The sequence below is a fragment of the Methanohalophilus euhalobius genome (assembly GCF_900215215.1).
Taxonomy (GTDB): domain Archaea; phylum Halobacteriota; class Methanosarcinia; order Methanosarcinales; family Methanosarcinaceae; genus Methanohalophilus; species Methanohalophilus euhalobius.
This window is the reverse complement of sequence record NZ_OBDR01000001.1, coordinates 88624-113749: the sequence shown is the minus strand read 5'-3', so window position 1 is coordinate 113749 and position 25126 is coordinate 88624. Positions and strand designations below refer to the sequence as shown.

Genomic DNA, 25126 nt, shown 5'->3' with positions numbered 1-25126 from the left:
ATGCCAAAATGGTTGCTGGAATCCAACTTTTAAGAAACATAATACACGTGCCTCAATGCAGATTTGAATCTTCGTTTAATATTCTTAACATTTCAATTATGGAATATGCTGCACGAGTGACTCCCATACTGCGGCTATCGGTATCTGTACCCGCCACATAAAGATTCCTTACGGGTGTTCTTATCCCTGCAAAATGGCCATTTATGGTAACTGCAGCTTTTTCAGGAATGGTTACCTGGTCATGTTGCATTTCCACATGATCCTGGATATCAGGAACAACTTTGTATATTGTCTCATGGGCTTTTTTTATTTCTTTCTTTTCAGGAGATGAGTCATCTATTGCAAAAGCAAAACCTACAAGCTGTTTCCCCGGCGGGGCAAGGGTTGGATCATAGTTACTTATTGGCATTGCCCAATAGGCATTATCCTTAAACCAGATTTCAGAACCCCGGTAGTTGAATTCCTTCCTGGTCTCATCAAGACCCAGCCATACAGTCAGGCTCTTACTATTAACAATTCCGTCCAACTCCTCGATATAATTGTGGGGTAAATCTTGCACTAATTCGGGTAAATGCTTTACAAAACCGGTGTGTATGACTATGTCTGCAAGATAGATTTCATCGCTTTCCACTCCTGTAACCTGATTGTTTTCAACAAGTATCTTTTTAGCCTTACTCTCAGTCTTTATATCAACTGAGTCGGGTAAAGAATACAGTATTGCATTGAGCAGTGCTTTGAGACCTTTTCTTGGATATCCCTGCGAATCGTTTGCCCTGTTTGTTGCAAGTCTTCCAAGGGATGAAAACTGGCTTGATACACTGTTAAACCGAAGTTGTAATTGATTATGGTAATTTGCAGGGATGATGGATTGGAGAATAGACTCAACCGGTGGTCTGTCAGGCTTTGATACAATACTGGCAAATTGTGCCTGTGTAATACTGTCCCTGACAAAACTGCTCCCTGTTAATATTCTGTGTACCGAGGTTTCCTTCATTGACTTGCCGGAGAGAAAATGGGAGATAGCATCAACAAAATTGTATGAATCGGTGGATAGTGTCTTTGGCAGTGCATCATATACAGATTTTTTTGAAAGGTCTACCCCGAAGGTAGAAAGTGTCAATTCTTTGGTGAAGGTCTGTGCGATAAGTAATCTGTCTTTGCGGGGCAGTGCATCGAATACGGCAAATTCCTTGAGATTAGAAGGTACTTTTAGAAAATTGCGTTCAGTTCTGACAAAATAATTTCCGTAATCTTCGAAAACAGGAAGATAGTCAAAGTAATTTTCCATCAATCTTTTCAAAGGACCTGCTTTCAGGTGGGTTATCGCATGGGGTCCAGTATCGACCTGGAAACCATCAACATCATAACTGTTACAGTTCCCTCCAACCTGGTTATTTTTTTCAAGTACCAGTACTTTCTTTCCGTGTTTTGAAAGTGTAAGTGCGGCAAGCAGGCCTGTTGCTCCTGCACCAATTACAATGGCATCATATTTATTCATAATATTCTCCTTTAAAGACCCTGAAATTCAGATTATTCTGTAGGTTCATATGTGTAATAGATAATCAAGATTGTCAGATGTATTTTTCACTAAATACGACAATGGGTTATAAATAATTTAGGCAAAGTGAACAAACCGGTTTAGGCATAAAGGTTTAAATCCTTATGGCAACTTTTATTCTAATACGATCAGATCTATCCGTCCGGGTGATATTTTGAAGGTTAAATCAAGGGTACAATTGAGAAAATCCGATAGGAAGAAACTTTTTGAAGGAATGGAAGAAAAGTTTGGCAAAATTAGCCGTCTTGAAGATAGCAAAATAGAAAGTGCCCGGGCAGATGACATGGAAGTCCTCATCGTAGAGGGTAAAATCTTATTCTTCAAATATGAGGAAGACTGGCACCCTACAGTTAGGGGTGTGCTTGAATATGGTATAAATGAATACGTGGTAGTTGTGGACCAGGGCGCCGTTAAATTTGTAATTAATGGCGCGGATATAATGAGTCCGGGTATTGTTTCGGCAGACCCTGTTATAAAGGAAGGGGATATTGTCGTTATAAAAGAGGAAACTCATAAAAAACCACTGGCTATCGGAAAGGCCCTTGTGCCTGGACCTCAGATGGTTGCGGATTCAGGCAAAGCAGTAGAATCCCTGCATTATGTGGGTGATGAATTCTGGAATCTGGAACTTTAAGACAAAGATATCTTTAAAATATAATGAACGTTATAAGGACATTATCGTTCTTTAATTCAAAATAAAAGGTGCGGACTATGGCATTCATGGACAAATTGTTCGGAAGTGGAACTAAAACTACGTCTTCTGCAGAGGAGTACACTGAACTTGATCTTGGTAAATATGAAGAGGTAATGGATGAGGAACCTGCTGAAACTTACGTAAGGGTTGCTGAACTTACCAATCTCAATGAATTACCATCCCTTAAAAAAGAAATATATGACGGTAATATCCTCATGATTGATATTTCCAATATTAAGGCTGATAAACTGATGTTGGACCGTGCTTTGAAAGATCTCAAGGAAGTTATAATCGATGTCCACGGTGATATTGCGGGGATTAAAGAAGATCAGGTATTGGTAACACCAACCGGCGTAAAAATAGACAGGTCCAAGGTAATTGGTGGGAGATATTGAACCCAGAAAGCGAAAGGAAAGAGGGATTTGATACCCAAACCACCTGTCCTCTTTGCCACAATGAAATGATCATGCACTGGCAGAGTGACGATATACCTTTTTTTGGTGAAGTTATGTATGTAACGAGTCGTTGTGGCTGTGGTTTTCGTTTTACAGACACTATGATCCTGGCTCAGAAAGAGCCGATACGTTGTGAATTGAAAATAGAAAAGGAAGAAGACCTTAACTGCAGGGTTATCCGGTCAATATCTGGAACTGTAAGGATTCCTGAACTTGGTATTGTTATCGAACCAGGTAATGTTTCTGATTCCTATGTAACAAATATTGAAGGATTGCTCTACAGAGTCAGGGATGTAGTGAAAACTGCAATAAAATGGTCGCAAGATGATCCGGAAAAAGAGGCTGCAGGGAAAAATATTCTGAAAAGGTTAAATGATACACTTTCCAGCAAGGCTAATCTTACCGTCATAATGGAAGATCCACTGGGTAACAGCACTATTATATCTGAGAGGGCATCATGCAGCAATCTTACTCCGGAGGAGGCATCAGCACTTAAAACAGGGATGGTAATTCTGGATGCTGATTCCGCTAATCTCAAGGTTGACTCTTCTGAAAATATCCAACCTCTTGGAAATGACTAAAAATAATGGGTTTATTTATCTTCGCAGGATTTTAAAAACAATTTCTGGTGACTTTATGGGCGAACAGGAAAAAGAAGCATCATTGCCATCAAAAGACAATTTCAGTGAATGGTATAATGAATTACTCCAAATTGCAAAGATAATGGATGTACGTTACCCTGTAAAGGGTCTCTATGTATGGCATCCCTTCGGTTTTACTATCAGAAAAAAAACATATTCTATTATGAGGGAACTTCTTGACAGGGACCATGAAGAAACAATGTTTCCTCTGCTTGTCCCTGAATCCGAGTTTATGAAAGAGGCACAGCACATAAAGGGATTTGAGGATGAGGTCTACTGGGTGACCCATGGGGGGACATCTCCTCTTGAAGTAAAGCTTGCATTGCGTCCCACAAGTGAAACAGCCATATATCCGATGTATAAGCTCTGGGTGCGCTCTCATGCAGACCTCCCCTTGCGCCTGTATCAGATTGTCAACACATTCCGTTATGAGACAAAACACACGCGTCCCCTTATCCGCCTCAGGGAGATCACTTCTTTCAAGGAAGCGCATACGGTTCATGCTACATGGGATGAAGCAGCCGGCCAGGTAGATGAGGCAATAAGGATATATACTGAATTCTACCACAGGCTTGCGATACCGATACTGTCTTCCAGAAGACCCGACTGGGATAAGTTTCCGGGTGCGGATTATACGATTGCTGTTGATTCACTGATGCCTGACGGGAGAACGCTTCAGGTGGGTACTGCCCATCATTTGGGCGATAATTTTGCAAAGACTTTTGAAATAACCTATGAAGATTCTGAAGGGGAGCAGGTATATGCTCACCAGGCCTGTTATGGTGTTTCTGAACGCTGTCTTGCAGCACTAATTTCTACTCATGGTGATGACAAGGGACTTGTACTTCCACCTGAGGTCGCCCCTGTGCAGGTTGTTATTATTCCCATCATATTCAAAAATCCCGAAGAAGTTCTTGCAGCCTGTGAAAAGGTCTCAGAAGAGCTCAAGGATGCCGGTATTAAGGTCAAGACTGATGATAGCGATAAGCGCCCGGGTGCCAAATACTACAAATGGGAGATGCAGGGTGTACCGATCAGGCTGGAAATTGGTCCCCGTGACCTGAAAAATAAGGCAGCAATGATGGCAAGAAGGGACACCGGTGAAAAAGAACAGATTCCACTTGAAGATATAGCTTCAACCATAAAGGACACCTTCGCAGATATACATGAAAACCTGTATTCACAGGCTGAGGCCCAATTACGGGAACATATTTTCCTTTGTGAAGGTCTGGAAGGGATCAAAGATAAACTGGTTCATGGAATTGTTCAGACTTACTGGTGTGGAAAGAAAGATTGCGGTAAAGAGATGGAAGATGTCATTGGAGCCGGAATACTTGGAATACCGAATGAACAACCTGGCTGTAAGGGTAAAAAATGCCCTCTGTGTGGTGAAGAGGCAGTCAATTCCATTTATATTTCAAGAACCTATTGAATTTAATAAAATAAAACAGTGGTTATCATGGATTCATTCCTACCTGGACATAAAGATGTACCCGAAAAGCCTCTTTTCGTATGTGTGCTTTCCAACACCGAAACTGCATATATAGAGGGTCTTTCAGCCGCAGGAAAGAGTGCCAAACTGACAGATTATACTCCTGCAGGAGATGCTGAAGTGCTGGAAACGGGAAATATCATAAGTGTTCCCGTACTGCCTATGACTCCTCCTTTTAACACTCCTACGCCAGGGATTACTACCCGGGCCGTTCTGGTTACTACGGGAGTGCCTCATGTGTTTGTGCGTGCGGGTATGAAACTCACTCCTAAAGTACCTATGATAGACCTTGAAGTCCCTGCAGGGGCGGATATACGTAATAAAATCGCAGTAGAAGATCCGCACACCGTTTTCAAACGTGCAGAAGAAACAGGTAAAAACCTTAAAGATAAATCAGATTTTATAGTTATCGGAGAGAGTATTCCGGGCGGAACGACAACTGCTCAGGCGGTTCTAAACGCTCTGGGATATGATGGAAAAGTGAGCAGTAGTGCTTCAGCAAATCCTATAGGACTGAAAGCACAGGTTGTAAAGCAAGCTCTTGAATCTTCAGATATCACTCACGGAAAACTCAGGCAGGATCCTCTTGAAGCTGTACGTTGTGTGGGTGATCCCATGATGCCTGCAGTTGCCGGACTTGTTTCCGGTATAGGTAATGGTACACGTGTAATTCTTGCAGGTGGAACACAGATGGCTGCCGTATTCAGCATTATAAAACATATGGGAATGGATACGAGTAATCTTTCCATTGTTACTACTAGCTATGTGGCAAATGATGAAACTGCAAATTTCCGTGATTTGGCAAAACAAATTGGAGTAGAAATGTTTGCTGAAGATCTCGGATTTGGCAAATCAAAATTTTTGGGCCTCCAGCAATATGAGAAGGGCTATGTGAAAGAAGGAGTCGGTGCAGGAGGGGCTTTTTATATAGGACGTTTGTTGGGACACTCCCGTCAGGAAATGACGGCACAGGTGGAGAAGATTTGCATTGAGCTGGCAGATCTGCTGGAAGATTATGAGTAAATTCATTACATATTTGCCGGGTTATCCGCCTCTGCACCGGTAAATATATTATATATGAGGTGTATTGGGTGGATGCTTACACGTTTCATGCAACGTGTTTTGCGGGGCTGTGGCCTAGCCAGGAATGGCGACGGGCTCCAGCGGATAAATGATGAACAACGGGTCTACTGAGGCTTGCCCGACGGGGTTTGCCAGTGAGGAACCGTTGGAGCACTGATATGTGTTCATAAGAACAGTCAAAGCTGCTAAGTGCAGTTGTTCGGAGAGACCCGTCGATCGTGAGTTCGAATCTCACCAGCCCCACGTTTTCCTTTTCTTTTGTAACACAAACCTTTAAATCATATTGCCGTCGTATTAGCGGCGTGTTTCATCTACGGGAAAAAATCCCGTTGGAGTGTGGCCTTTATGGCTGAACCGTCAATGAATGAAACAAGGTGAAATAATGTCAAAATCATTTTACAGTTATGTAAGAGACGCATGGAAAAGACCTGATGATTCTTATGTAAAGGATCTCAGATGGGAAAGACTTCAGGAATGGAGACGTGAAGGCTCAGTAACCCGTGTAAAAAGGCCTACCCGTATAGACCGCGCACGTTCCCTTGGATATAAGGCAAAACAGGGAATCACAGTCGTACGTGTAAAGGTGCACCGTGGGAGCAGGCGTAATTCCCGTTATATGCGTGGAAGAAGGACCCAGCATATGGGTAAAAACAAGATCACAGGAGAAAAGAGTCTCCAGAGAATTGCCGAGGAAAGGGCTTCGCGCCGCCATCCTAACATGGAAGTACTCAACTCTTACTGGATAGGAGAAGATGGAAAGAATAAATGGTTTGAAGCAATTCTTGTGGATCCATTCCATCCTGCCATTGTTAAAGACAAGGACCTTAAATGGATATGTGACAGTTCCAGCCGGGGACGTACTTTCCGTGGAAAAACAAGCGCAGGAAGAAAGAGTAGAGGTATGCGCCGTAAAGGAACCGGTACGGAGAAAACCAGGCCGAGTGTCCGGTCCAACAATAACCAGGGCAAGTGATTCACTATATAACATTGCGCGTAACTGCGCATGCAACCGAAGACAGGGACAGAGTAATCTCTGCCCTGAAATTTCTTTTACCGGATGTTATCCGCAACTCTTCGGATATCGATGAGCAGATAAATTCTATGGTTGTGGAGGGACATTACGGTAACCTGATGGCTTTGTATAGTCTGGATTTTAAGCGCAAGGCTGAAACTTCTGCGTTAATGAACCGTCTGGTTTCGGAATTGTCCAAATCCCAAAGAGATGAACTTTTTCGCCAACTTGATGAGCGTCTTGATGATCAGCTGATGCTACATCTACGATTTAGCAAGCAGGAAGCATATTCTGGAAAACTTGTTACGGAATCATCTTCTGATGCGATTGCTGTCAAAATAAAAATCGCCACTTATCCTAAAGATAGGAATAAAGCCCTTGAAATGCTGGAGGATTTTTTTGAGCAGATTTGATTATTATGACTTGAATGTCCATGTGCTTCCGGATGGTTCAGGTTCTGTAAACCAGATGCTTTCAATTGCAAACCATCTTGGATATTCAGGAATTGGTATAACGAATCATATTGATAGGGAACCACCATCTGATGGTTCGCATGAAGGTATAGAACTGATTCATGGAGTGGAGATAGAAGTCCGTAATTCTTCAAGACTTCATGGTTTTGTTGGGAAGTTTCGTAAGAAAGTAGATGTTCTTGTGGTTCATGGGGGCAGTGAATCCATAAATCGCAGTGCAGTAGAAAATCCCAATGTAGATGTCCTGACTAATCTTCCCACCGGCAGAGACAATGGTTTTAATCATGTCCTTGCAAAATCAGCCCACGATAATGAAGTGGCAATCGCATTCAACCTTGATGTCATAATCAAACAGAGGGGTGGAAGGCGGGTACATGCTCTGGGACATTTCAGGAAAAATTTACAGCTTGCAAGAAAATACAATGTTCCCACAATACTTACGAGCAATGCAATGTCCTGCTATGACATGCGGGCTCCCAGGGAAATGATTGCGCTTGCCGGGTTGTTCGGTATGGAAGAGGATGAAGCAAATGCAGCTTTGAGTACTATTCCGGAAGGAATCATCAAACGCAACAGAAGAAATACCTCAACTCCGCAAGGTGTTCGCATTATTCAATACAATAGTCAGGAGTTTTGTTAATGAAAGTACTCCCTCCTACTCTTCGGGACCCGAAAAGGTATCTTGCACTGGAATTAATATGCGAGATACGGGTTTCACGGGAGGATTTCCTCAATGAGATATTTTCCAATTCCGCTGCATTAATTGGCGATTTTGGTTCAAGTCAGGCCGGTATCAGGCTGCTTGATTTTAATGATAATATGGGTATACTTCGCTGCAAGCGAGGTTCAGGAGACCTGACCCGGGCTATACTTGCTACAATTACAAGAGTAGGTGGTTATCCTGCAATTGTAAATGTGCTTGGAATTGCAGGTACTGTGCGATCGGCAACCGAAAAGTACATTGAAAAAAGGGATTCATATAACGTCCCTGACGACAAACACATATAAATGGATAGAAACTATATTATACGTTGTTATCGATACCACGTGCATAAGAATTAATAGGAGATAGATACGAAATGCAGATGGCACCACAAATGGGTTATGATAGAGCGATCACGGTTTTTAGTCCTGATGGCAGGTTATTTCAGGTAGAATACGCCCGTGAGGCAGTAAAGAGAGGAACCACAGCTGCTGGAATCAAAGCCCGGGACGGTGTAGTCCTCCTGGTGGACAAAAGAATTACCAGTCATTTGATTGAAGCTGAATCCATTGAAAAAATATTCCAGATTGATGAACATATCGGGGTAGCTACTTCAGGACTTGTAGCTGATGCACGTGCTCTTGTAGATCGTGCCAGAGTAGAAGCACAGGTTAATGTTGTCTCCTATGATGAGCCTATAAGTGTTGATGTGCTCTCAAAGAAGATTTGTGATCACAAGCAGACCTACACTCAGTACGGAGGCGTACGTCCTTATGGAACAGCTCTTTTAATAGCAGGTGTTGATGGCTCCACACCAAAACTCTTTGAAACAGATCCAAGCGGAGCACTACTTGAATATAAGGCAACAGCAATCGGTGCAGGTAGAAACGCCTTCATGGAAGTTTTCGAAGAAAAATACAAGGACGGAATGGATCTGGATGAAGCTATTATGCTTGGTATGGAAGCCCTTTACAATGCTTCAGACATGAAACTGGATGCATCCACTCTGGAAGTCGGTGTGGTGAAAGTGGAAGATAAGATGTTCTCCAAATATTCCAGTCAGCAGGTTGAATCCTATGTGGAGCGGATACTTGAAAACCACAAAGATGAAACCGAAGAAGCAGAAGATGAAGAAGCAGAACAGTAAATCCAGTACAGGTGTGAAAAATTATGGTATCTCTTGATGAAGCTTTAATTGCCCGTCTTAAGAAAGGTAGTAACCATTTTGAAGTGTTGGTTGACCCGGATGGTGCTCTTGAGTACAGGCAAGGAAATGATGTAAAGCTGGAGACAATTCTTGCTGTTGAAGATATTTTCTCCGATGCAAAGAAAGGAGATCATGCAGCAGAATCCGATATCATTAACAGTTTTGGTACGGATGATGTTTATGAAGTTGCAGGCAACATCATAATGCATGGGGAACTACAGCTTACCCAGGAGCAGAGAAAGCATTTCCTTGAAGAAAAGACAAAGCAGGTTGTAAGCATTATTGCTCATAATGCGCTTAATCCGCAAACGCGTGCACCTCATCCACCAGCCCGTATTAAAACTGCAATGGAAGAAGCAAAAGTACATATTGATCCTCTTAAAAGTGTTGATGAGCAGGTAAAAATTGTGATGAAAGCAATTCGTCCAATAATCCCTATCAGGTTTGAAGAGGTCGATATTAAGGTACAGGTTCCTCCTTCATATGCAGCTAAATCTTACGGTGAAATAGCAAATTTCGGAACCCTTGTAAAAGATAAATGGGAAAATGATGGTTCCTGGACAGCTGTAGTCAGGATGCCCGCAGGATTGCAGAATGATTTTTATGGTCTTATTAACAGGCTCACAAAAGGTGATGCTGAGACTGAGCTCTTATAAGGGGATTTCAGGATGAAACGCAAAATCGTTTATCCCGGTCTGATGCTTTCCGAAAATGAAAAGCAAGCTGGAACAGGTACGTATGTGCAGGACGGCAAAGTATATTCACTGTTCTACGGGGTAGCCAATGATAAGAATCGTGTAACAGTTGTTCCTTTTTCAGGTAAGTACATACCGTCCCCCAGGGATTATGTGATTGGGTATGTAATAGAAGTAACTTCATCAAACTGGATATTTGATATCGGCTCCCCGTATGACGGACTTCTTCATGTATCTGAATATCCCAAAAGGGTGGATAGTTCAATGATGCGAAAAGAAATAGGCATCGGGGACTGTGCGATTTTGCGTATAAAAGATGTTAATACTTCCATGAAAGTAGAACTTTCAATGAAGGATCGAGGTCTTCGCCGTCTGGATGAAGGCAGGATTATAGATGTATCCACTACGAAGGTTCCACGTATCATCGGGCATAATGGATCCATGGTTTCAATGCTCAAAAAGGAATCCAATTGTGACATTTTCATAGGGCAAAACGGAAGGATATGGTTAAAGGGTAAAGATGAAGATATAAACAGGCTGACACAGGCCATAGAGATTATCGAAAATAAATCCCACACATCAGGATTGACCAACCATATTAGTGCTTTCCTGCGTTATGAAGAATCCGATGAAATCGAGGAAAAGGAAAAACCTGTACCATTTACCAGTAGTAAAAAGGACTACACAGAAGACGCTTGCCGAAAAGTAGATATGCTGCTTAGTGATGAAGATGAAAGTTGAGCAGCCCTTTTAATATTTAATATACTGAGCAGGATTTTGGAGAACTTGTAATGAGTGATAAACCGGAACGTTTTATTGATGATGAGGGTCTTCGCCTTGATGGAAGGCGTGTTGATGAGATCCGACCCATGAAAGTAGAGATGGGTGTGCTTTCAAGAGCCGATGGCTCATGTTACCTTGAATGGGGAAATAATAAGGTGCTTGCAGCAGTTTATGGCCCCCGGGAACTGCACCCGAGAAGGATGCAGAAACCCAATGAAGTACTTGTGCGCTACAAGTATAATATGGCCTCTTTTTCTGTGGAAGATAGGATAAGACCGGGCCCAAGCAGAAGAAGTACTGAGATATCCAAAGTCAGTGGAGAAGCTTTTGAACCTGTTGTGATGACACAATATTATCCCGGTGCTGTAATAGATGTATTCGCAGAAGTATTACAGGCCGATGCAGGGACCAGGACCGCTGCTATCAATGCAGCAACACTTGCTCTTGCAGATGCTGGCATACCCATGAAAGGGCTTGTTTCGGCCTGTGCAGTAGGCAAAGTTGATGGGCAGCTTGTTCTTGATCTCAACAAACCAGAAGATAATTATGGTCAGGCTGATCTTCCTGTCGCAATGACCCAGGATGGGGAAATAACTCTTCTCCAGATGGATGGTCACCTTACTCCTGAAGAACTTGAAGAAGGCCTGGAGATGGTTAAAAAAGGCTGCCAGCAAATTCTTGAAATTCAGCGTGAAGCCCTTGTTTCCAGATATGGGAATGAGGATGAAGAAGGCGAAGAAGCTGAAGAGGAAAGTCCAGAAGAAGTCCCTGAACCAGAAGAAGAGGAAGACGAAGAAAGGGATAACTCATTCGACAATGAAGAATCTGAAGCAGAAAACTCGGATGAAAATGATGTAACCGAAGAGGATGAGGGTGAAGAAGATGAGCGGCAGTGAGGTTATTTCCAGACTGAAACGGGATTATATTTACAACCTTATGCTCAAGGGTGAACGTGAAGACGGTCGCCAATTCAATGAGTTAAGGGATATTGCTCTTGAAACAGGTATTATTGATAAGGCAGAAGGCTCTGCAATGGTGCAGTATGGGGATACCCAGGTAATGGTGGGTGTCAAAATGCAGGTTGGTACTCCTTTCCCCGATAGTCCTACAGAAGGAGTTATCATTACCAATATGGAACTTAATCCAATTGCTTCACCTGACTTTGAAGCAGGTCCTCCAAGAGAGAAAGCTATCGAGATGGCCAGGATTGTAGATAGAGGCATAAGGGAATCTGGCGCAATAGATATAAACAAGCTCTGTATTACGGAAGGCGAAGAGGTATGGATGGTTTTCATTGATGTCCATGTTCTGAATAATTCCGGAAATATACTTGATGCCGCATCCCTGGGTGCAATCGCTGCCCTTATGACCACAACAGTACCTTCTGAAAGAGAAGGAAAAGGTGAAGATTACCCCATGCCTGTGCGTGAAATGCCTGTGGGTATATCACTGGTCAAGATTGGTGATGAAATGGTGTTAGATCCCACTTATGGTGAAGAATCAGTATGTGAAACAAGAATTACCATATCCTCTAATCAGGACGGTTCCATTTGTTCAATGCAAAAAAGTGGTTCAGGTAGTTTGACACCGGCACAAGTTGTTAAGGCAAGTAAGATCGCGAAGGAAAAAGGCGAGATTATACGAGAAAAGTATTTATTGGAAATATGAGTAACAGGGTTTTTAGATCATACCATCCAAGGAGACAATTATCATGGCAAAAAAGTATTCAAAAAAGGGAAGGGTTTCCCGTTCAGCAGGAAGGTACGGTACCAGGTACGGTCGTAAGGATCGTAAACTTGTTGGAGATATCGAAGAACGGACACATATGCCACATACCTGTGTGAAATGTGACAGACCTACTGTAAAAAGGGTCGGTACAGGTATCTGGGAATGCAGGAAATGTGGCCACACCTTTGCAGGTGGTACATACACCCCATCCACTTCTGTGGGCAAAACGATATCCAGAACCGTTAAGAAAGCAGTCGAACAGGTTGAGTAATAGATATGGATTATAAATGTACCCGGTGTAAAAGAGCAGTTGAAATTGACTACCAGTACACTGGAATACGCTGTCCTTATTGTGGGAATCGTATTCTTGTAAAAGGAAGACCTACCACTATAAAGACATTGAAAGCAGAGTGAGAGGATGTTAATTTCCTCATCACGCTCTCCTTCACCTCCAACCCGTACCCTTTGTAAATATCTTGCATCTTTTTTTAACTGCGAGTATGTCACACGGGGTAAAAGTGGTTTGGAGGATATACTGTATGGTATGGATGCTGAAACCCTGCTTATTGTAGGGCAATATCATGGCAATCCTGCCAGTATGACATTTTTGGATAGTGAAGGGCAACAGCAATTATCCATATGGATGAATGTTGTATTTTATGACAAGCCCAAAAAATCCTCTTCAAAGGACAGTATGCCGTCCATTAAAGGCAGTGGTAAACTGGCAGGATTCCTCGCTGATTTATTACCTGAGGGTAATAATAACTCCAGGTGTTCTATTCAGGTAGCTGATGACCTAATGAGCTTTTATTGTAATGGCAATAATCTATTCAATCTAAAGATAAAGGGGTTCAAGACAACGGATGATTAAGTATGGATTCATCTTCAGAAACAATCATTGAAACTCCGGATGCCCTTAAATTGTACCTGTCTGTAAAACCAGAATTGGATAGATTGGTTACAGATCGTTCATCAATAGAAATAGATGTCAAAGACTATCAGTTGATAATGAAAGTTACATCAGATGACCTAATATCGATGAGGTCCACATTGAATACCTGGTATAGGCTTATCAAAGTAGCATCTGAAATGGTCACTCTGACATCACTAAATTAATTTCCACCCTGTTTTATGCATACTTTTAATATCCATATCCAGTGAAAAACTTTAAATCTAGTCTTGTTCAAATTTAATCTGGAGGTATTTTATGGCTCTTAAAACATGTAAGAAAAACAGTGAGAGACCTCTTTGTTTATGGGTTCGTGCCTGCAAAAAATTCAATAAAATAGCAAAGCAGCAGGATTATTACGAGGGAAGTCGCCTATCAAATGAAGAAGACAAAGTTTAATTTAGATTGGCCCATGCGTTTAAAGGTAATGAAATTCGAATTTCATTCATATTTATCTCTGGCCTTTGTTTGGGCTTTTCTTATAATTTCCCTGACCGGAATTCCGCTAATTTTTGAGACTTCTTTACAATCATCATATTCTGCTGAGATATGTAATATGCCACTGTCTGGTGTAATCAAGTATTGATTCGAGAGTCTCTTTTACTTTGTTTCCATCGGCGCCGAGTGAAATCAATGAACCTATAATCATATCTCCGGCAGCACCGGAGAACGGATCGAACAGTAGAATTTTCATGATGATCGGCCTTGTTAATTCTCAATAACTACTGAATCAGTCTGTTCTCGTGCATCAGCAACCGTATTTGCGATCCTGCCTGCGAATGAGCCGGCAACAAAACCTGCATCGATGTTAACAACAGACAGAACCGAGCATGACTGTAGCATTGAATACAGGGCAGCTTCACCCTGCCCCTCTTCCATATCCGGTGGATACAGGCAGGCCTATTACAGGTACATCAAAAAGGCTCTATACCACGGTTGGTAATGTTACCCTCCCGGCCGGCGGCAACTCCCACATCATTTATCTTCACAGTCTCACATCCCATCTCCGCTGCCGTCATCCGTGCTTCTTCTGCAACATTGATATCAGCAGTACCGGCTGAAATTATAGCCACAACACCTCCGGTCTTTATGATGGGTGTCCCGTCATGCACAGCTGCAGTCCTGTGATGGATTCCCCAATCTATCCGTTCACTGCCAAATTCATTATTCATGCATGAGGTTTGATCTTCATTAAGGCGGGTTATAAGGACACGACCTGTAGCCTTAATCTGGGCTTTTGCAATTTCCAGAATATCTTCCGGTGTTTTTCCTTCTGCAAGTACTGCTTCCATGATGCCTGTCCTGTGTTTCCTGAAGGTATCGATGTTGGCGACATTACATACAGGAACATAACCCAGGGACCGGATACAGGCCTGGGTGTCATCAATTCCGACTTCACCGTTTTTGTATTTTTGAAGAAGATTTTTGAGATTCATTGCTGACCTCTCTATCCTGTAATGAATTATATATTACAATATAATTCATATATTTGGCTATCTATTATAGTTGTAATTATCCCTTATAGGGACAACAGGAGAAATAATCATGGAAAACCCGGCGGGAGACAAACCACAAATCGATGATACTGCCTGGATTGCTGACAGTGCCGTTGTAATGGGAAATGTGAGGATAGAAGCAGATGTCCTTGTAGCACCAAATGCTGTAATACGGGCAGATGAACCGGGTGCATCTATTGTTATCGGAAAAGGATGTAATATTCAGGACAATGTGGTTCTTCATGGCGTTGAAGGGTCTAAAGTTTTTATCGATGAAGATACCTCACTGGCTCATGGGTGTATCGTACATGGACCATGCCAGTTGGGCAAAAGATGTTTCATAGGTTTTGGTGCGGTAGTATTTGACAGTGTCCTTGAAGATGATGTGGTGGTACTCCATAATGCTACGGTACAGGGTGTCCATCTACCGGCATCCAAAAGTGTGCCTGTAGGTCGCACTGTGCTGAGCGAGAAAGATGTCACAGAATTGCCATTGGTCGATCAGGGTCTAATGGATTTTAAACACAAAGTTTCCAGTGTGAACCTGGAGCTTGTTGAAGGTTATCGTAAGATGGATAGTGACTGAGCAAAAAATATGGAAGGTTAATTCCCTTCTATAAAGTAATTTGGACTTTAAGAATTGATTTTTTCAAGGACTTCATTAACCTGTTCCTGTTTGAGATCCAGATCCTTGTTCTTCTTGATGCCAAGTTCGGTTATGATTACGTGTTCATTTACATCGATCCCGGCATTTTTCAGGGTTTTCTTCGCACAGTTTAGCGGGCATCCATCAATAGCCACGATCTCATCAACTCCTTCTGCTGATTTCATAAGGCCTGCAATACGGCCACCGATGCCTACTGTACACATCATGTTTCCCTTGCCATTTTTGGTCATTTCTATTGCTGCCTGATTTGCCAGCTGGCCTACGTTGGAACCTCCCGAACAGGGGAATATTCCTACTACTGAAGAACAACAACAGTTATTATCGGTCATATTTTCCCTCTGGTTATTGTATCCATTCCTTTACATCATCGACTGAAGGAATCTTGCCTGCAATCTTTACATCACCATCTACAACGACTGCGGGTGTTACCATTACACCATAATCCATAATACTGTTTATATCTTCAACTTTTGTGATCTCGGCTTCAATCCCAGCTTCACTTACTGCCTTTTCGACAACTTCAAAGGTCTTCTTGCACTTTGCACATCCGGTTCCAAGAATTTCTATTTTCATTTGATTTTCTCCTGTCATTTTCCTATCAGTTAGTTTTCTTATTTGTTTACGCCTGCATTTTCCAGTATTGCTATAAGTTCATCACAGTGGGGCATTCTTTCTCTTATTTTGTCCGTTACACTTTCCATATCGTATTCCAGCCTGTATACTTTGAAATCCATCGAATCGGTATCCAATACCGCACAGGATGCCCGGGGTATGCCATCCCGTGGTTGTCCTGCTGATCCGGGATTTACAATGGTAATATTTCCAACATTCCTTGTCATTGGAATGTGGGAATGGCCGACCACCAGCATATCCGCTTCAACTCCTTTCAGCATTTCCTGTACTTCTGCATCAGGTGTTTGTGGTTTTATATACTCATAAAAGGATCTGGGACTTCCATGTGTAAATAATACACTGCCTCCTCTGTATTCTTTTTTAATTTTCGCAGGAAGATTCTTCAGGAAATCCAGCTGGCTATCATCCAGCTGATCTTTTGTGTAATCCCTGGTGGCAATTGAAAGATGCTTGATTTCATAACTGCAGCCACAATCAATTCCTGTTGCAACTGCACTATCGTGGTTTCCCTTTATAACGGGAATATTGTTTTCCATCATGAAATCGATTACCTCTCTGGGTGATGGGCCATAATCAACCAGGTCCCCCAGACAGATAACCTCGTCATGGGGAATTTCCATTGCAGCTTCCAGGGCTTTCATATTCCCATGTATATCCGAAATCACAAGGAGTCTCATATTTTACCTCTTTATACAAAATAAAGGCCGAATATAAAGCCGGCGATTGATGCAACTGCTACTATCAAAGCTATGTAAAGGGAAGTTTTTTTTGCTCCCATTATCCTGCTGATTACGATCATATTCGGAAGACTCAGTGCCGGGCCTGCAAGCAACATTGCCAGGGCCGGCCCTCTTCCCATTCCAAGTTCTGTAAGGGCGCTGATTATAGGCACTTCTGTCAGGGTGGAGAAATACATCAATGCTGCGGCAACCGATGCTATGAAACTTGCACCGAATGATGCTCCTCCAACCACTGCAGCCACATATTCTGCCGGGAGCAGTTCCACCATAATACCTGCAAAGAAAACACCAAGCAAAAGGAGAGGTGCTATTTGTTTAACCAGGAACCATGTCTCTGCCATCCAGTCTTTCAATTCCTCTTTACGGAACCAGTTGAATGACAGGAATACTGTTATAATAACAAGCACAGTTTCCACGGCTAGCAGCAAAATCCATTCTGTAAGTATCTCCGGAACAATGAGGATTGCCAGAAGGAGGAGGAAAAGATATGCACTGTGAGCATGCCTTTCTTCACCAAAATTTTTTATTCCTTCCTTTTTTTCCCTGTGGCGCTCGAATACTGCCGCCATTGTAAGTCCAATAGCGATTGACAGAATGATTGCAATTACAGCTCTTGCCACTCCCAGGTCATATCCCAGGATTTTTGCGGTGTAGACAATTGCCAGGATATTTATTGCCGGTGCCGAGAACAGGAAGGTAGTTGCAGGCCCGATTCCTGCACCTCTGCGATAGATTCCTGCAAAAAGCGGAAGTACAGTACAGCTGCATACTGCAAGTAGGCAGCCTGAAACTGCAGCAACGGGGTAGGAAATGTATTTTGGGGTCTCATTGCCAAAGAATCTCAGTACAGATTCTTTGGAAAAAAGGGATGCTATAGCTCCGGCCAGGAAAAAGGCCGGCACCAGACATAGCAGTACATGTAGTGCCAGATACTCCTGTACAGATCCCAGTCCTACGATAGCAAGGTGATAAATTAATGATTGGTCAGGCATTGTGCAACCTCTATTTCAATATTAATTGAAACTATGGTATATATACCTGTCCATTTCAATTTGTGTTGAAACACTTCATATGCCTGTGTAATAGAGTCCTCTGGAATATACCTTTGAGTCCGGAATGTTTTTTTTACCTTTTCCATCCAGAATCTTCTTAAACTCAGAAACGACAATTGCTACTTTCCGATGACTTTCCTGTGGAAATTCTAAATGAAGAACATCTATACCGGTATTCTTCATGTCATCTATATTATTCAACATATTGATGACATGGGAATCATAGATCACAGTTCTATTTCTCCACCTTTTAACGGGGTACCTGTCTGTCTTTTTGTGCTGCAGGAAAGCATTGCTATCTTCATCATAGAAGCCTTTATCCACAATAGGTTTGAGCAGGTCATGTTCGGTAACAAGTAATTGTTGCCTGCCGTATGCTATAGCCTCAAATTGGATAGTATTATCTGACGCCTGCACAATATTCTGCATTTCTTCAAGGGTAAGTTCCGGGGAAAGGATTACACGGGATGCGCCATTTGCCTGTAACACATTTGTAGTTAGGGAATTAAAAATAGTGAAATTTTTCAGTGCAACACATTTAATTTTCATTTGGTGTACCAAACGGAGTGTTCCCGGCTCACCACAGCCGATAGTATATCCTCTTGTTTTTATTTTTCCAAGGATGCCTGTCCATTCTTCGAGTTCATTCTCATGAATAATAGCAGGCAAAGTGAATACTATTTCAATATTATTCATTTTAATTTTTTGAGCAAGGTCTTTGTTACTCTCGACTTTGTCGAATAGATCCGCAGGGATATATATGATGTCTGCTCCGCTGTAAGCAGCAGTTTTTGCTCCCTCTATATCTGCTACTTCTACAGATAGGAGTAATTTACGTGGAATTTTGTTTTCGGGTTTGTGTCTGGATGCTGGTAATTCTGGGTTTTTGGGCTGGCGGTGGAATTTTTCCAGTTGTTTCTCCTGAAGTTTCTCCACCACGCTGCGACGGGCCCGGGTAAGTTCCCCGAGGGGGATAAAGATATCTTCCTGGCCTTTCAACTCAATTTCATCTGCGATATAGGGAGTGTCTCCCAGTCTTTTTATTATGTCAGTAATCTGTTCTACAGAAGTAGGGGCGTTTTTTGGCTTCTGTACTAGATAATCGGACACATGAAGCACCTCCATATCTCCTGCAGAAGCAGTAATTTCCAGTTGCCTGTCGATATTTGCACGTATCTGGAAATTCACAGGTACCTTTTTAACATCCCTTTCACTCATTTCTTCCAGAAGGGAAACGTCTGTATTCAGGTAAACATCGTCTCCGGTTTTTACAGATTTTACCGTTTTAGGACTGATATGTATGTAGGGAATACTCCCCTTTTCTGCTATCTCAACGTCCCCGCCGTCAACTGTGAGTTTCTCAACCTTTGACCCAAGCATCCGTTGTCTGGTATGGATACTGATCCCATCATTGACTTCAAGTGTCTGGTTTAATTTCACTTTAATGGATGCAGCGTTTTTACTTCTCTTTACCCGGCGTATATTACCCAAAAATGCCCCATAACTGGAGCTGTATTCGGGGTGGGTCACGTTCCTGTCACCCAGTACAAAACCACGGGTAAAACCTCTGTAAAATAGCTTTGCCAGGTCATTCTCCCTTTCCTGCAACCAGCTGGAATCGGGTCTTTTATCCTGGCAGATTATCTCTGCAGCTTCTTTGTATATTTCAGAACTGGCGGTCACATATTCAGCTCTTTTCATACGTCCTTCAATCTTGAGACTTTTAATACCTGTGTTGATAAGTTCATCCAAACCTGGCAGAGTGCAGAGTTCAGCACAACTTATAGGGGATACACCGCCAATATGATGGTTCATGTTCCTGCCATTGATGAACAGCTCGAATTCCCATCTGCAAGGCTGGGCACATGCACCCCGGTTTGCACTCCGGTTGGCAGCAAAGCTGCTAAAGAGACACTGTCCGGAGTAAGAATAACAAAGAGCACCATGTGCAAAAATTTCGATATCCATATCGGTGCTATCAATGATGTGTTTCAATTCTGCAGTGTCAAGTTCCCTTGCTACGATTATTCTTGATAGGCCAAGTTTTTCCAGAAATTTGACAGTTTCAGTGTTATTGGTATTGAGCTGGGTGCTCCCATGTATGGGTAGGTCAGGATAGTTATTCCTGATCAGGTCTATAAATCCGAAATCCCTCATAATAACCGCGTCAATTCCAGCTGCATAGGCGCGGTCTATGACATCAATCGCATCCTGGAGTTCCGTTTCTTTCACCGGCACATTGAATGCCAGATATACTGAAATTCCATGCAGATGTGCAAGGTCGATGGCATTTTCCATCTCTTCGGGTGTAAAGTTGGATGCACCCTGGCGGGCATTGAATTCTCCAACCCCCAGATATATAGCATCAGCTCCTCCCTTGATAGCACCCAGCAGTGCATCATAATTTCCGACAGGCGATAGTATTTCCGGAGGATTAATTTTTTCAGGATATTTGGCCATAGTTTTAGAGTTTCCGTTGCAGTTTGTCTTTTTATGCAACAGAACAGTACAAGTTATATGAATGCTTCGAGCGATTTACTTTCTTTTTTGAGCCATCCACCCGACAACAGGAGGCAGCCAGCAGAGATTTGCTACAATTGTTTCAAAGGCGGTGAAAGTCTGTGTTGTCGGGCTGAATCCGAGGATACGGGCTGAAAGCAATCCCAATGGTACCAGCAGGATTACAGCAATACTGGTAAGCATCACAGGATGGTGTATGTATCGATATATTCCTGCAGACCATGAACCTTCGATTCGTTTGAGATACACCAGTCCGGAAATATTGGCACCGATCTGATCACTAAGAGCATAAAAATAAGGAATGTAGAATCCCTGTATTCCATATACATCAACTCCTGCCATTCGGCTTGCAGCATCTATTATCCAGGGGATTGTGATACCAAAAAATTTACCCCAACCGTATGCCTGAGCCATTGATCCAGCTGCACCTTCCAGATGTTGCCTGATGGAATACAAACCTTCGAGTATTGATTCTCCCTCGCCTGCAAGAGTCCTTACAATCCACTGGCCAAAGGGATTGGTCTGGTAGCCCTGAATATCAAGAAATATACCGGCAATCAAACCTAAAATATAACCAGGAAAAGTATAACGAAGTAATTCATCGAAACCTTCACCCTCAAGTTCTTCCTCTTTCTTTTCCATACTTTATCTTCCTCGGGCGATTACAAATGTAATACATCGAAGGCATTTATATTAAATAGTTGTAATGCAATACAGAAGGGCTGTTATTCCTCTAATAAATGTTACAATTATCTGAAGGCAATAAGGTGATTCGGTCAATACTTGATAATGATATGTACAAGCTGACCATGCAGATGGCAGTACTTGAGCTTTTTCCTGAAGCACAGGCAGAATATCGCTTCATAAACCGTGGAGACCAACGTTTCAACCCCCGGTTCAAGGAAGAACTTGAATATATAGTCCGAGAAGAAATTCCCAAATTACGCCTTCTGGATGAAGAAAGGTACTGGCTGGGAAAGAATTGTCCTTTTTTCAAGCATACCTATCTTGACCACCTACAAAATTACCGCTTTAATCCCGATGAGGTTGAAATATTCCTGACGGATGACAATAATCTTGATATAAGTATCAAAGGCCCCTGGCATAGTACCATTCTCTGGGAAATCGTGCTCATGGCTACGGTTTCCGAACTTTATTTTGAGACAATTGAAAATAACTGGGCTGATGACTTTCTTTCAAAGGCTGATCTCCTGGACAAATATGGAGATATGATAAAAGAAGTATCCGACAAACTTGATAATGCCGGATGTGTACTCAGTGAATTCGGAACTCGCCGTCGTCGCAGTTTTGAACTTCATGATAGGGTCGTGGAAACCTTAAGTCGATCCCGCAGTTTTGCAGGTACAAGTAATGTATATCTTGCAATGAAACATGGAACCCGGCCGATAGGTACTATAGGCCATGAATGGATTATGGGTAATTCTGCCCTTGTGGGTTTGCGCAATGCAAACAAATTTGCCTTCGAGAACTGGGTCAAAGTTTATGATGGCAGGCTCGGCATTGCCCTTGCGGATACCTATGGGTATGACGCTTTCTTCAACAACTTTGATGGTCGCCTGTCACGTCTTTATGATGGTATCAGGCATGATAGTGGTGACCCCTATACTTTCATTGACCAGGCAGTTCAACATTACAAAGCTCTTGGGATTGATCCGTCCCAGAAGATGGTGGTATTCAGTAATTCCCTTCAGGCCGAAGATGCAATCAGGATACAGGAATATTGTAAGGATAAAATCAAATGCAGTTTCGGCATAGGTACAAGCCTGACCAATAATTCAGGGTTTTTCCGGGAGAATCCTCCCTTGAATATTGTGATCAAGTTGCATAAAATCAATGGTATTCCTGTTGTCAAACTCAGCGATTCAGAGGAAAAAGTAACAGGCGACAGGGATGCTGTAAGGGTGGCCAACTATATATTCGGCACTAAAGGACTTGATGAGGAATAAAGATCAATTCTTTTTTGTGATTGTCTCGGTCTCAAAAATGTTTTTAAGGTCCTTAACGTCCAATTCTATATCAAATTCCTTTAACTTAAAGAATTTCTTGGCACGCATATCATCTTCTTCCAGACGAAGATCGCTTTCAACAATATCGGCCTTCTCAAGGCGTTTCAGGTGAAGATACAGTACCTGTCTGGAAACATCGAGTTCTTTGGCAAGCTCATATACATACCATTCCCTGTCTGCAAGCATACATATAAGTTTCAGTCGCAGAGGATGCGATAGAGCTTCGCCAAGGCTGACAATCCCCTGGAGTTTTTTTTGCATGGGTTGTACCCTTTATACTAATGTTTTAAACAAATTAGATTTCGTCAAGTTTGTCCTTGATTTCTTCAACTATCTTTTTTGTGTCCCTTACTTCATTTTCCAGCCTGTTCAAACGTTCTATGTCTGCTGTTTTCTGGCTTTCACAATTTATGGCACCACTGCGTGTTAAAAGCACGACAACAGCACCAACTACAAGCAGGATAAGAAGTAAGTTTAGTATCATTCCCCATACCGAAAACCCTGTGCCATACATCATATTTCCATACATCATGTTATCATGTCACCCATGTAAAAGATTCATTTGTCCAATTTTTGTAATGCTTATATGCTTATTAAATAAGGACTGAAGGTAAATAAATATGAGCTTTTAATCCCAAAGGACTGCGGTAGGGATTGTATTCTTTATACTCTTTTGATGAATAAGGTCAGACTTCATCAAATTTATCTTTTAATCCTTCAATCATCCTTTTTGTATCTTTGACTTCGGTTTCCAGCCTGTTTAAACGCTCCTTGTCTGCTTTATTCTGGTTCTCAGAATTTATATTTTCATTGCGTGGCATATTATGGCTACCACAACACATTGTGCCACCTCGGTTCAAGAGTGAAACAACGAAGCCTATGACTAGTAAGATCAGGAGGAAATTTAGTATCATTCCCCATATGGAAAAACCTGTGCCATACATCATATTACTGTGTCACCTCTGTAAAAAAGGAGGATTAACGGTAGCCCATGCAGCCACCGGCTCCTCTCTGGTACCTGTAGTTGTCCCGATATTCATAGGATTCCTGCGGTGCATAGGCCGAAAAATCCTCGATTACATCTTCTGTTATTGAATCTACGCGTCCCTGTTTAATAGTATTTTCATCAATGTAGTTGATTTCCCACCAGCGTCCCATCTGATAGACGTTTTCATCGTTTACATCGATGCCAGTAGTTTCTTCAAAAAGTGAGATTGCTTTATCTTCGGTAATCACTGATGTTGCATCCTCAGCTGAATAACTTCCGTTGGCATTATATCCCTGTCCATAGCCATAGTTGCAGTAATAACCTGCTCCACTGCCATCTACATAACCGCTGTTTCGGGAGTCTCCCAGTACATATTCGCCACTAGCCCAGTGAGCTGAAACGGTCCCTATCAGCATTATGCCGATAAGAATGGTGCCTGCAAGCACTATAATTGTTTTATTTTCCATTTCCATCACCTTTTCTGTTGTATACATGTGTAATGTATTTATTACACATATAGATGTGTACTTACATATATTTATAGTTAACGATTGTGAATGGTCTTGCCACAATAGACTGAGAGGCAAAAAGCAAAATTTGCTATTCATTCAAATTAAAATGAGGTGATCTAATGTATAGATGCCACTTCGATTCAAGAGATAAATAAGGTATAAAGATTTCAGCCAAACATCTCATGAGATGCTTCTATCATATCATGCAACCTTTCTACAGGGATACCCATTATCATTTCATCTTCTGCAACATTGGCATACTTTCGACTTCCGCCACATCCCAGGGATGCACTTATGTGTCCATCCTTATAAGGCTGGACTACCCCGTCAGCACAAAGACTCTGGATTCCTGCAAAACTTGCATTAACACGACCACCGAAACGGTGCAAAAGGGCCTGTGAGAGTTGCATTGCCTTTTTAGGTGTATCGATAACAAGTACCACATCCGGAATGAAGCTCACCCTGTCCAGAGGGCCATATAGTACTGCTTTCGTAGAACCCTCTTTTAAGGTTGGAACCTGTTGCATAGTACGTCTTGCGGAGTTGATTGTTTTATACCGGTTCAGATTGTAATAGACATCCCCGTTGGCAAGTTTGGGTGCCATTTCCTGTAGTCCCATGACAGCTGCACCGCCTTTGCATTTCTGGTCATCCACCAGGGCATAGAATTCGCTTTCCTCTTTGCGAACTTTGTCTACCATCTGGCAGTGTCTCATTTTTTCTTCAATTTTATTGATACCTTCAGGTACTTCATGAGTGTCTGGCACAAGCGCAACAGCTACTGGTGGATATTTGAGTTTTAATAGGTCTTTCAATTCTTTTCCCATCTGGTTTATTTCTTCAATTTTCATTTTTTGTATTCCTTGTTTGTTAAATGTGAAGATATTATGTTCATGGCACATTACTGCTTAATATATAAGTTTTGCATTTTTATTGGACAACTGTTCCTTGCCTAATAAGAGACATGAATATGAAAATAATTAATGTCAGTACTTAGCTAATTTTGAGCACCTGAACT

The 25126-nt window shown here is 42.1% G+C and carries 36 protein-coding genes and 1 tRNA gene; 22 read left to right on the top strand and 15 right to left on the bottom strand.

What is annotated here, in order from left to right; translation table 11 throughout:
* Nucleotides 1-52: 52 nt before the first annotated feature.
* Nucleotides 53-1498, bottom strand: coding sequence for a phytoene desaturase family protein (locus CP947_RS00615; RefSeq protein WP_096711342.1), 1446 nt, complete (start codon nt 1496-1498; stop codon nt 53-55).
* Between the two features lie 214 nt (nt 1499-1712).
* Here CP947_RS00615 and CP947_RS00610 point away from each other — a divergent pair, with 214 nt between their 5' ends.
* The 20 genes from CP947_RS00610 (at nt 1713) to CP947_RS10435 (ending at nt 13872) form a co-directional block, all read left to right on the top strand.
* Nucleotides 1713-2192, top strand: coding sequence for a DUF1947 domain-containing protein (locus tag CP947_RS00610; RefSeq protein ID WP_096711341.1), 480 nt, complete (start codon nt 1713-1715; stop codon nt 2190-2192).
* A gap of 77 nt (nt 2193-2269) precedes the next feature.
* Nucleotides 2270-2647 carry a cell division protein SepF gene (locus CP947_RS00605; protein WP_096711340.1) on the top strand — a complete coding sequence of 126 codons (378 nt, stop codon included), beginning with the start codon at nt 2270-2272 and terminating at the stop codon, nt 2645-2647.
* Nucleotides 2644-3288 carry a ZPR1 zinc finger domain-containing protein gene (locus tag CP947_RS00600; protein WP_096711339.1) on the top strand — a complete coding sequence of 215 codons (645 nt, stop codon included), beginning with the start codon at nt 2644-2646 and terminating at the stop codon, nt 3286-3288. Before CP947_RS00605 ends, CP947_RS00600 begins: the two co-directional genes overlap by 4 nt.
* A 55-nt stretch (nt 3289-3343) precedes the next feature.
* Nucleotides 3344-4780 carry a proline--tRNA ligase gene (proS, locus tag CP947_RS00595; RefSeq protein WP_096711338.1) on the top strand — a complete coding sequence of 479 codons (1437 nt, stop codon included), beginning with the start codon at nt 3344-3346 and terminating at the stop codon, nt 4778-4780.
* 27 nt (nt 4781-4807) lie between these two features.
* On the top strand, nt 4808-5863 hold the full coding sequence (cobT, locus tag CP947_RS00590; protein ID WP_096711337.1) for a nicotinate mononucleotide-dependent phosphoribosyltransferase CobT: 1056 nt from the start codon (nt 4808-4810) through the stop codon (nt 5861-5863).
* Between the two features lie 103 nt (nt 5864-5966).
* A tRNA-Trp gene (locus CP947_RS10440) sits at nt 5967-6166 on the top strand.
* Nucleotides 6167-6305: 139 nt separating this feature from the next.
* Complete coding sequence (locus tag CP947_RS00585) at nt 6306-6896, top strand: 50S ribosomal protein L15e (RefSeq protein WP_096711336.1); 591 nt, start codon at nt 6306-6308, stop codon at nt 6894-6896.
* Between the two features lie 14 nt (nt 6897-6910).
* Complete coding sequence (locus CP947_RS00580; protein WP_164908997.1) at nt 6911-7348, top strand: RNA-binding protein; 438 nt, start codon at nt 6911-6913, stop codon at nt 7346-7348.
* A complete protein-coding gene (gene rnp3, locus CP947_RS00575) occupies nt 7335-8048 on the top strand; it encodes a ribonuclease P protein component 3 (protein WP_096711334.1) in 714 nt (237 codons plus the stop codon). Before CP947_RS00580 ends, rnp3 begins: the two co-directional genes overlap by 14 nt.
* Nucleotides 8048-8416 (top strand): Rpp14/Pop5 family protein, encoded by a 369-nt coding sequence (locus tag CP947_RS00570; protein ID WP_096711333.1) that lies wholly within the window; start codon nt 8048-8050, stop codon nt 8414-8416. The genes rnp3 and CP947_RS00570 overlap by 1 nt, the downstream gene beginning before the upstream one ends.
* Before the next feature lie 71 nt (nt 8417-8487).
* Nucleotides 8488-9258 (top strand): archaeal proteasome endopeptidase complex subunit alpha, encoded by a 771-nt coding sequence (psmA, locus tag CP947_RS00565; RefSeq protein WP_072358139.1) that lies wholly within the window; start codon nt 8488-8490, stop codon nt 9256-9258.
* A gap of 23 nt (nt 9259-9281) precedes the next feature.
* Nucleotides 9282-9974, top strand: coding sequence for a ribosome assembly factor SBDS (locus CP947_RS00560; protein ID WP_096711332.1), 693 nt, complete (start codon nt 9282-9284; stop codon nt 9972-9974).
* Nucleotides 9975-9986: 12 nt separating this feature from the next.
* Nucleotides 9987-10754: an exosome complex RNA-binding protein Rrp4 gene (gene rrp4 / locus CP947_RS00555; protein ID WP_096711331.1), complete on the top strand. Its 768-nt coding sequence runs from the start codon at nt 9987-9989 to the stop codon at nt 10752-10754.
* Nucleotides 10755-10804: 50 nt separating this feature from the next.
* The gene (gene rrp41, locus CP947_RS00550; protein WP_096711330.1) at nt 10805-11692 is read left to right on the top strand and encodes an exosome complex exonuclease Rrp41; all 888 of its coding nucleotides are present in this window, start codon (nt 10805-10807) and stop codon (nt 11690-11692) included.
* Complete coding sequence (gene rrp42, locus CP947_RS00545) at nt 11670-12464, top strand: exosome complex protein Rrp42 (RefSeq protein ID WP_096711608.1); 795 nt, start codon at nt 11670-11672, stop codon at nt 12462-12464. The genes rrp41 and rrp42 overlap by 23 nt, the downstream gene beginning before the upstream one ends.
* A 43-nt stretch (nt 12465-12507) precedes the next feature.
* Nucleotides 12508-12795, top strand: a complete 288-nt coding sequence (locus tag CP947_RS00540) for a 50S ribosomal protein L37ae (RefSeq protein ID WP_013037264.1) — start codon at nt 12508-12510, stop codon at nt 12793-12795.
* Between the two features lie 5 nt (nt 12796-12800).
* On the top strand, nt 12801-12938 hold the full coding sequence (locus CP947_RS00535) for a DNA-directed RNA polymerase subunit P (protein WP_013037265.1): 138 nt from the start codon (nt 12801-12803) through the stop codon (nt 12936-12938).
* A gap of 4 nt (nt 12939-12942) precedes the next feature.
* Nucleotides 12943-13395: an rRNA maturation protein gene (locus CP947_RS00530; protein ID WP_096711329.1), complete on the top strand. Its 453-nt coding sequence runs from the start codon at nt 12943-12945 to the stop codon at nt 13393-13395.
* Between the two features lie 2 nt (nt 13396-13397).
* A complete protein-coding gene (locus tag CP947_RS00525) occupies nt 13398-13640 on the top strand; it encodes a KEOPS complex subunit Pcc1 (protein WP_096711328.1) in 243 nt (80 codons plus the stop codon).
* Nucleotides 13641-13731: 91 nt separating this feature from the next.
* A complete protein-coding gene (locus CP947_RS10435) occupies nt 13732-13872 on the top strand; it encodes a hypothetical protein (protein WP_164908998.1) in 141 nt (46 codons plus the stop codon).
* A gap of 133 nt (nt 13873-14005) precedes the next feature.
* On the opposite strand, the gene larC is transcribed toward CP947_RS10435, so the two are convergent.
* From larC to CP947_RS00515, 3 genes are read right to left on the bottom strand one after another with little or no spacing between them, the layout of a single operon-like run.
* Nucleotides 14006-14167 carry a nickel insertion protein gene (gene larC / locus CP947_RS10325; protein ID WP_123151355.1) on the bottom strand — a complete coding sequence of 54 codons (162 nt, stop codon included), beginning with the start codon at nt 14165-14167 and terminating at the stop codon, nt 14006-14008.
* A 14-nt stretch (nt 14168-14181) separates the two neighbouring features.
* Nucleotides 14182-14352: a hypothetical protein gene (locus CP947_RS10990; protein ID WP_341539126.1), complete on the bottom strand. Its 171-nt coding sequence runs from the start codon at nt 14350-14352 to the stop codon at nt 14182-14184.
* Between the two features lie 35 nt (nt 14353-14387).
* Complete coding sequence (locus tag CP947_RS00515) at nt 14388-14909, bottom strand: hypothetical protein (protein ID WP_341539125.1); 522 nt, start codon at nt 14907-14909, stop codon at nt 14388-14390.
* 109 nt (nt 14910-15018) lie between these two features.
* On the opposite strand from CP947_RS00515, the gene CP947_RS00510 reads away from it, so the two are divergent.
* Complete coding sequence (locus CP947_RS00510; protein ID WP_096711327.1) at nt 15019-15555, top strand: LbetaH domain-containing protein; 537 nt, start codon at nt 15019-15021, stop codon at nt 15553-15555.
* Nucleotides 15556-15602: 47 nt separating this feature from the next.
* Here CP947_RS00510 and CP947_RS00505 read toward each other — a convergent pair whose 3' ends face one another.
* The 6 genes from CP947_RS00505 to CP947_RS00480 form a co-directional block, all read right to left on the bottom strand.
* The gene (locus tag CP947_RS00505; RefSeq protein WP_096711326.1) at nt 15603-15965 is read right to left on the bottom strand and encodes a putative zinc-binding protein; all 363 of its coding nucleotides are present in this window, start codon (nt 15963-15965) and stop codon (nt 15603-15605) included.
* Between the two features lie 13 nt (nt 15966-15978).
* Entirely contained in the window at nt 15979-16209 is a 231-nt protein-coding gene (locus CP947_RS00500) for a thioredoxin family protein (protein WP_096711325.1), read from the bottom strand.
* A gap of 38 nt (nt 16210-16247) precedes the next feature.
* Nucleotides 16248-16946, bottom strand: a complete 699-nt coding sequence (locus CP947_RS00495) for a metallophosphoesterase family protein (RefSeq protein WP_096711324.1) — start codon at nt 16944-16946, stop codon at nt 16248-16250.
* Nucleotides 16947-16957: 11 nt separating this feature from the next.
* Nucleotides 16958-18001, bottom strand: coding sequence for a permease (locus tag CP947_RS00490; protein ID WP_096711323.1), 1044 nt, complete (start codon nt 17999-18001; stop codon nt 16958-16960).
* 75 nt (nt 18002-18076) lie between these two features.
* Nucleotides 18077-20521, bottom strand: coding sequence for a DUF3656 domain-containing U32 family peptidase (locus CP947_RS00485; protein ID WP_096711322.1), 2445 nt, complete (start codon nt 20519-20521; stop codon nt 18077-18079).
* A 75-nt stretch (nt 20522-20596) separates the two neighbouring features.
* Nucleotides 20597-21223: a hypothetical protein gene (locus tag CP947_RS00480; protein ID WP_096711321.1), complete on the bottom strand. Its 627-nt coding sequence runs from the start codon at nt 21221-21223 to the stop codon at nt 20597-20599.
* A 125-nt stretch (nt 21224-21348) separates the two neighbouring features.
* Between CP947_RS00480 and pncB the strand changes: the two genes are divergently transcribed.
* Nucleotides 21349-22548, top strand: a complete 1200-nt coding sequence (pncB, locus tag CP947_RS00475) for a nicotinate phosphoribosyltransferase (RefSeq protein WP_164908999.1) — start codon at nt 21349-21351, stop codon at nt 22546-22548.
* A 3-nt stretch (nt 22549-22551) separates the two neighbouring features.
* Here the strand turns inward: pncB and CP947_RS00470 are convergent, their stop codons facing one another.
* The 5 genes from CP947_RS00470 to CP947_RS00450 form a co-directional block, all read right to left on the bottom strand.
* Nucleotides 22552-22869, bottom strand: coding sequence for an ArsR/SmtB family transcription factor (locus CP947_RS00470; RefSeq protein ID WP_096711319.1), 318 nt, complete (start codon nt 22867-22869; stop codon nt 22552-22554).
* 34 nt (nt 22870-22903) lie between these two features.
* Nucleotides 22904-23140 carry a hypothetical protein gene (locus CP947_RS00465; protein WP_233564800.1) on the bottom strand — a complete coding sequence of 79 codons (237 nt, stop codon included), beginning with the start codon at nt 23138-23140 and terminating at the stop codon, nt 22904-22906.
* A gap of 154 nt (nt 23141-23294) precedes the next feature.
* The gene (locus tag CP947_RS10875; RefSeq protein ID WP_277749677.1) at nt 23295-23429 is read right to left on the bottom strand and encodes a hypothetical protein; all 135 of its coding nucleotides are present in this window, start codon (nt 23427-23429) and stop codon (nt 23295-23297) included.
* A 157-nt stretch (nt 23430-23586) separates the two neighbouring features.
* The gene (locus tag CP947_RS00455; protein ID WP_096711317.1) at nt 23587-24063 is read right to left on the bottom strand and encodes a hypothetical protein; all 477 of its coding nucleotides are present in this window, start codon (nt 24061-24063) and stop codon (nt 23587-23589) included.
* A gap of 212 nt (nt 24064-24275) precedes the next feature.
* Nucleotides 24276-24959 carry a DUF169 domain-containing protein gene (locus CP947_RS00450; RefSeq protein WP_096711316.1) on the bottom strand — a complete coding sequence of 228 codons (684 nt, stop codon included), beginning with the start codon at nt 24957-24959 and terminating at the stop codon, nt 24276-24278.
* Nucleotides 24960-25126: the final 167 nt, after the last annotated feature.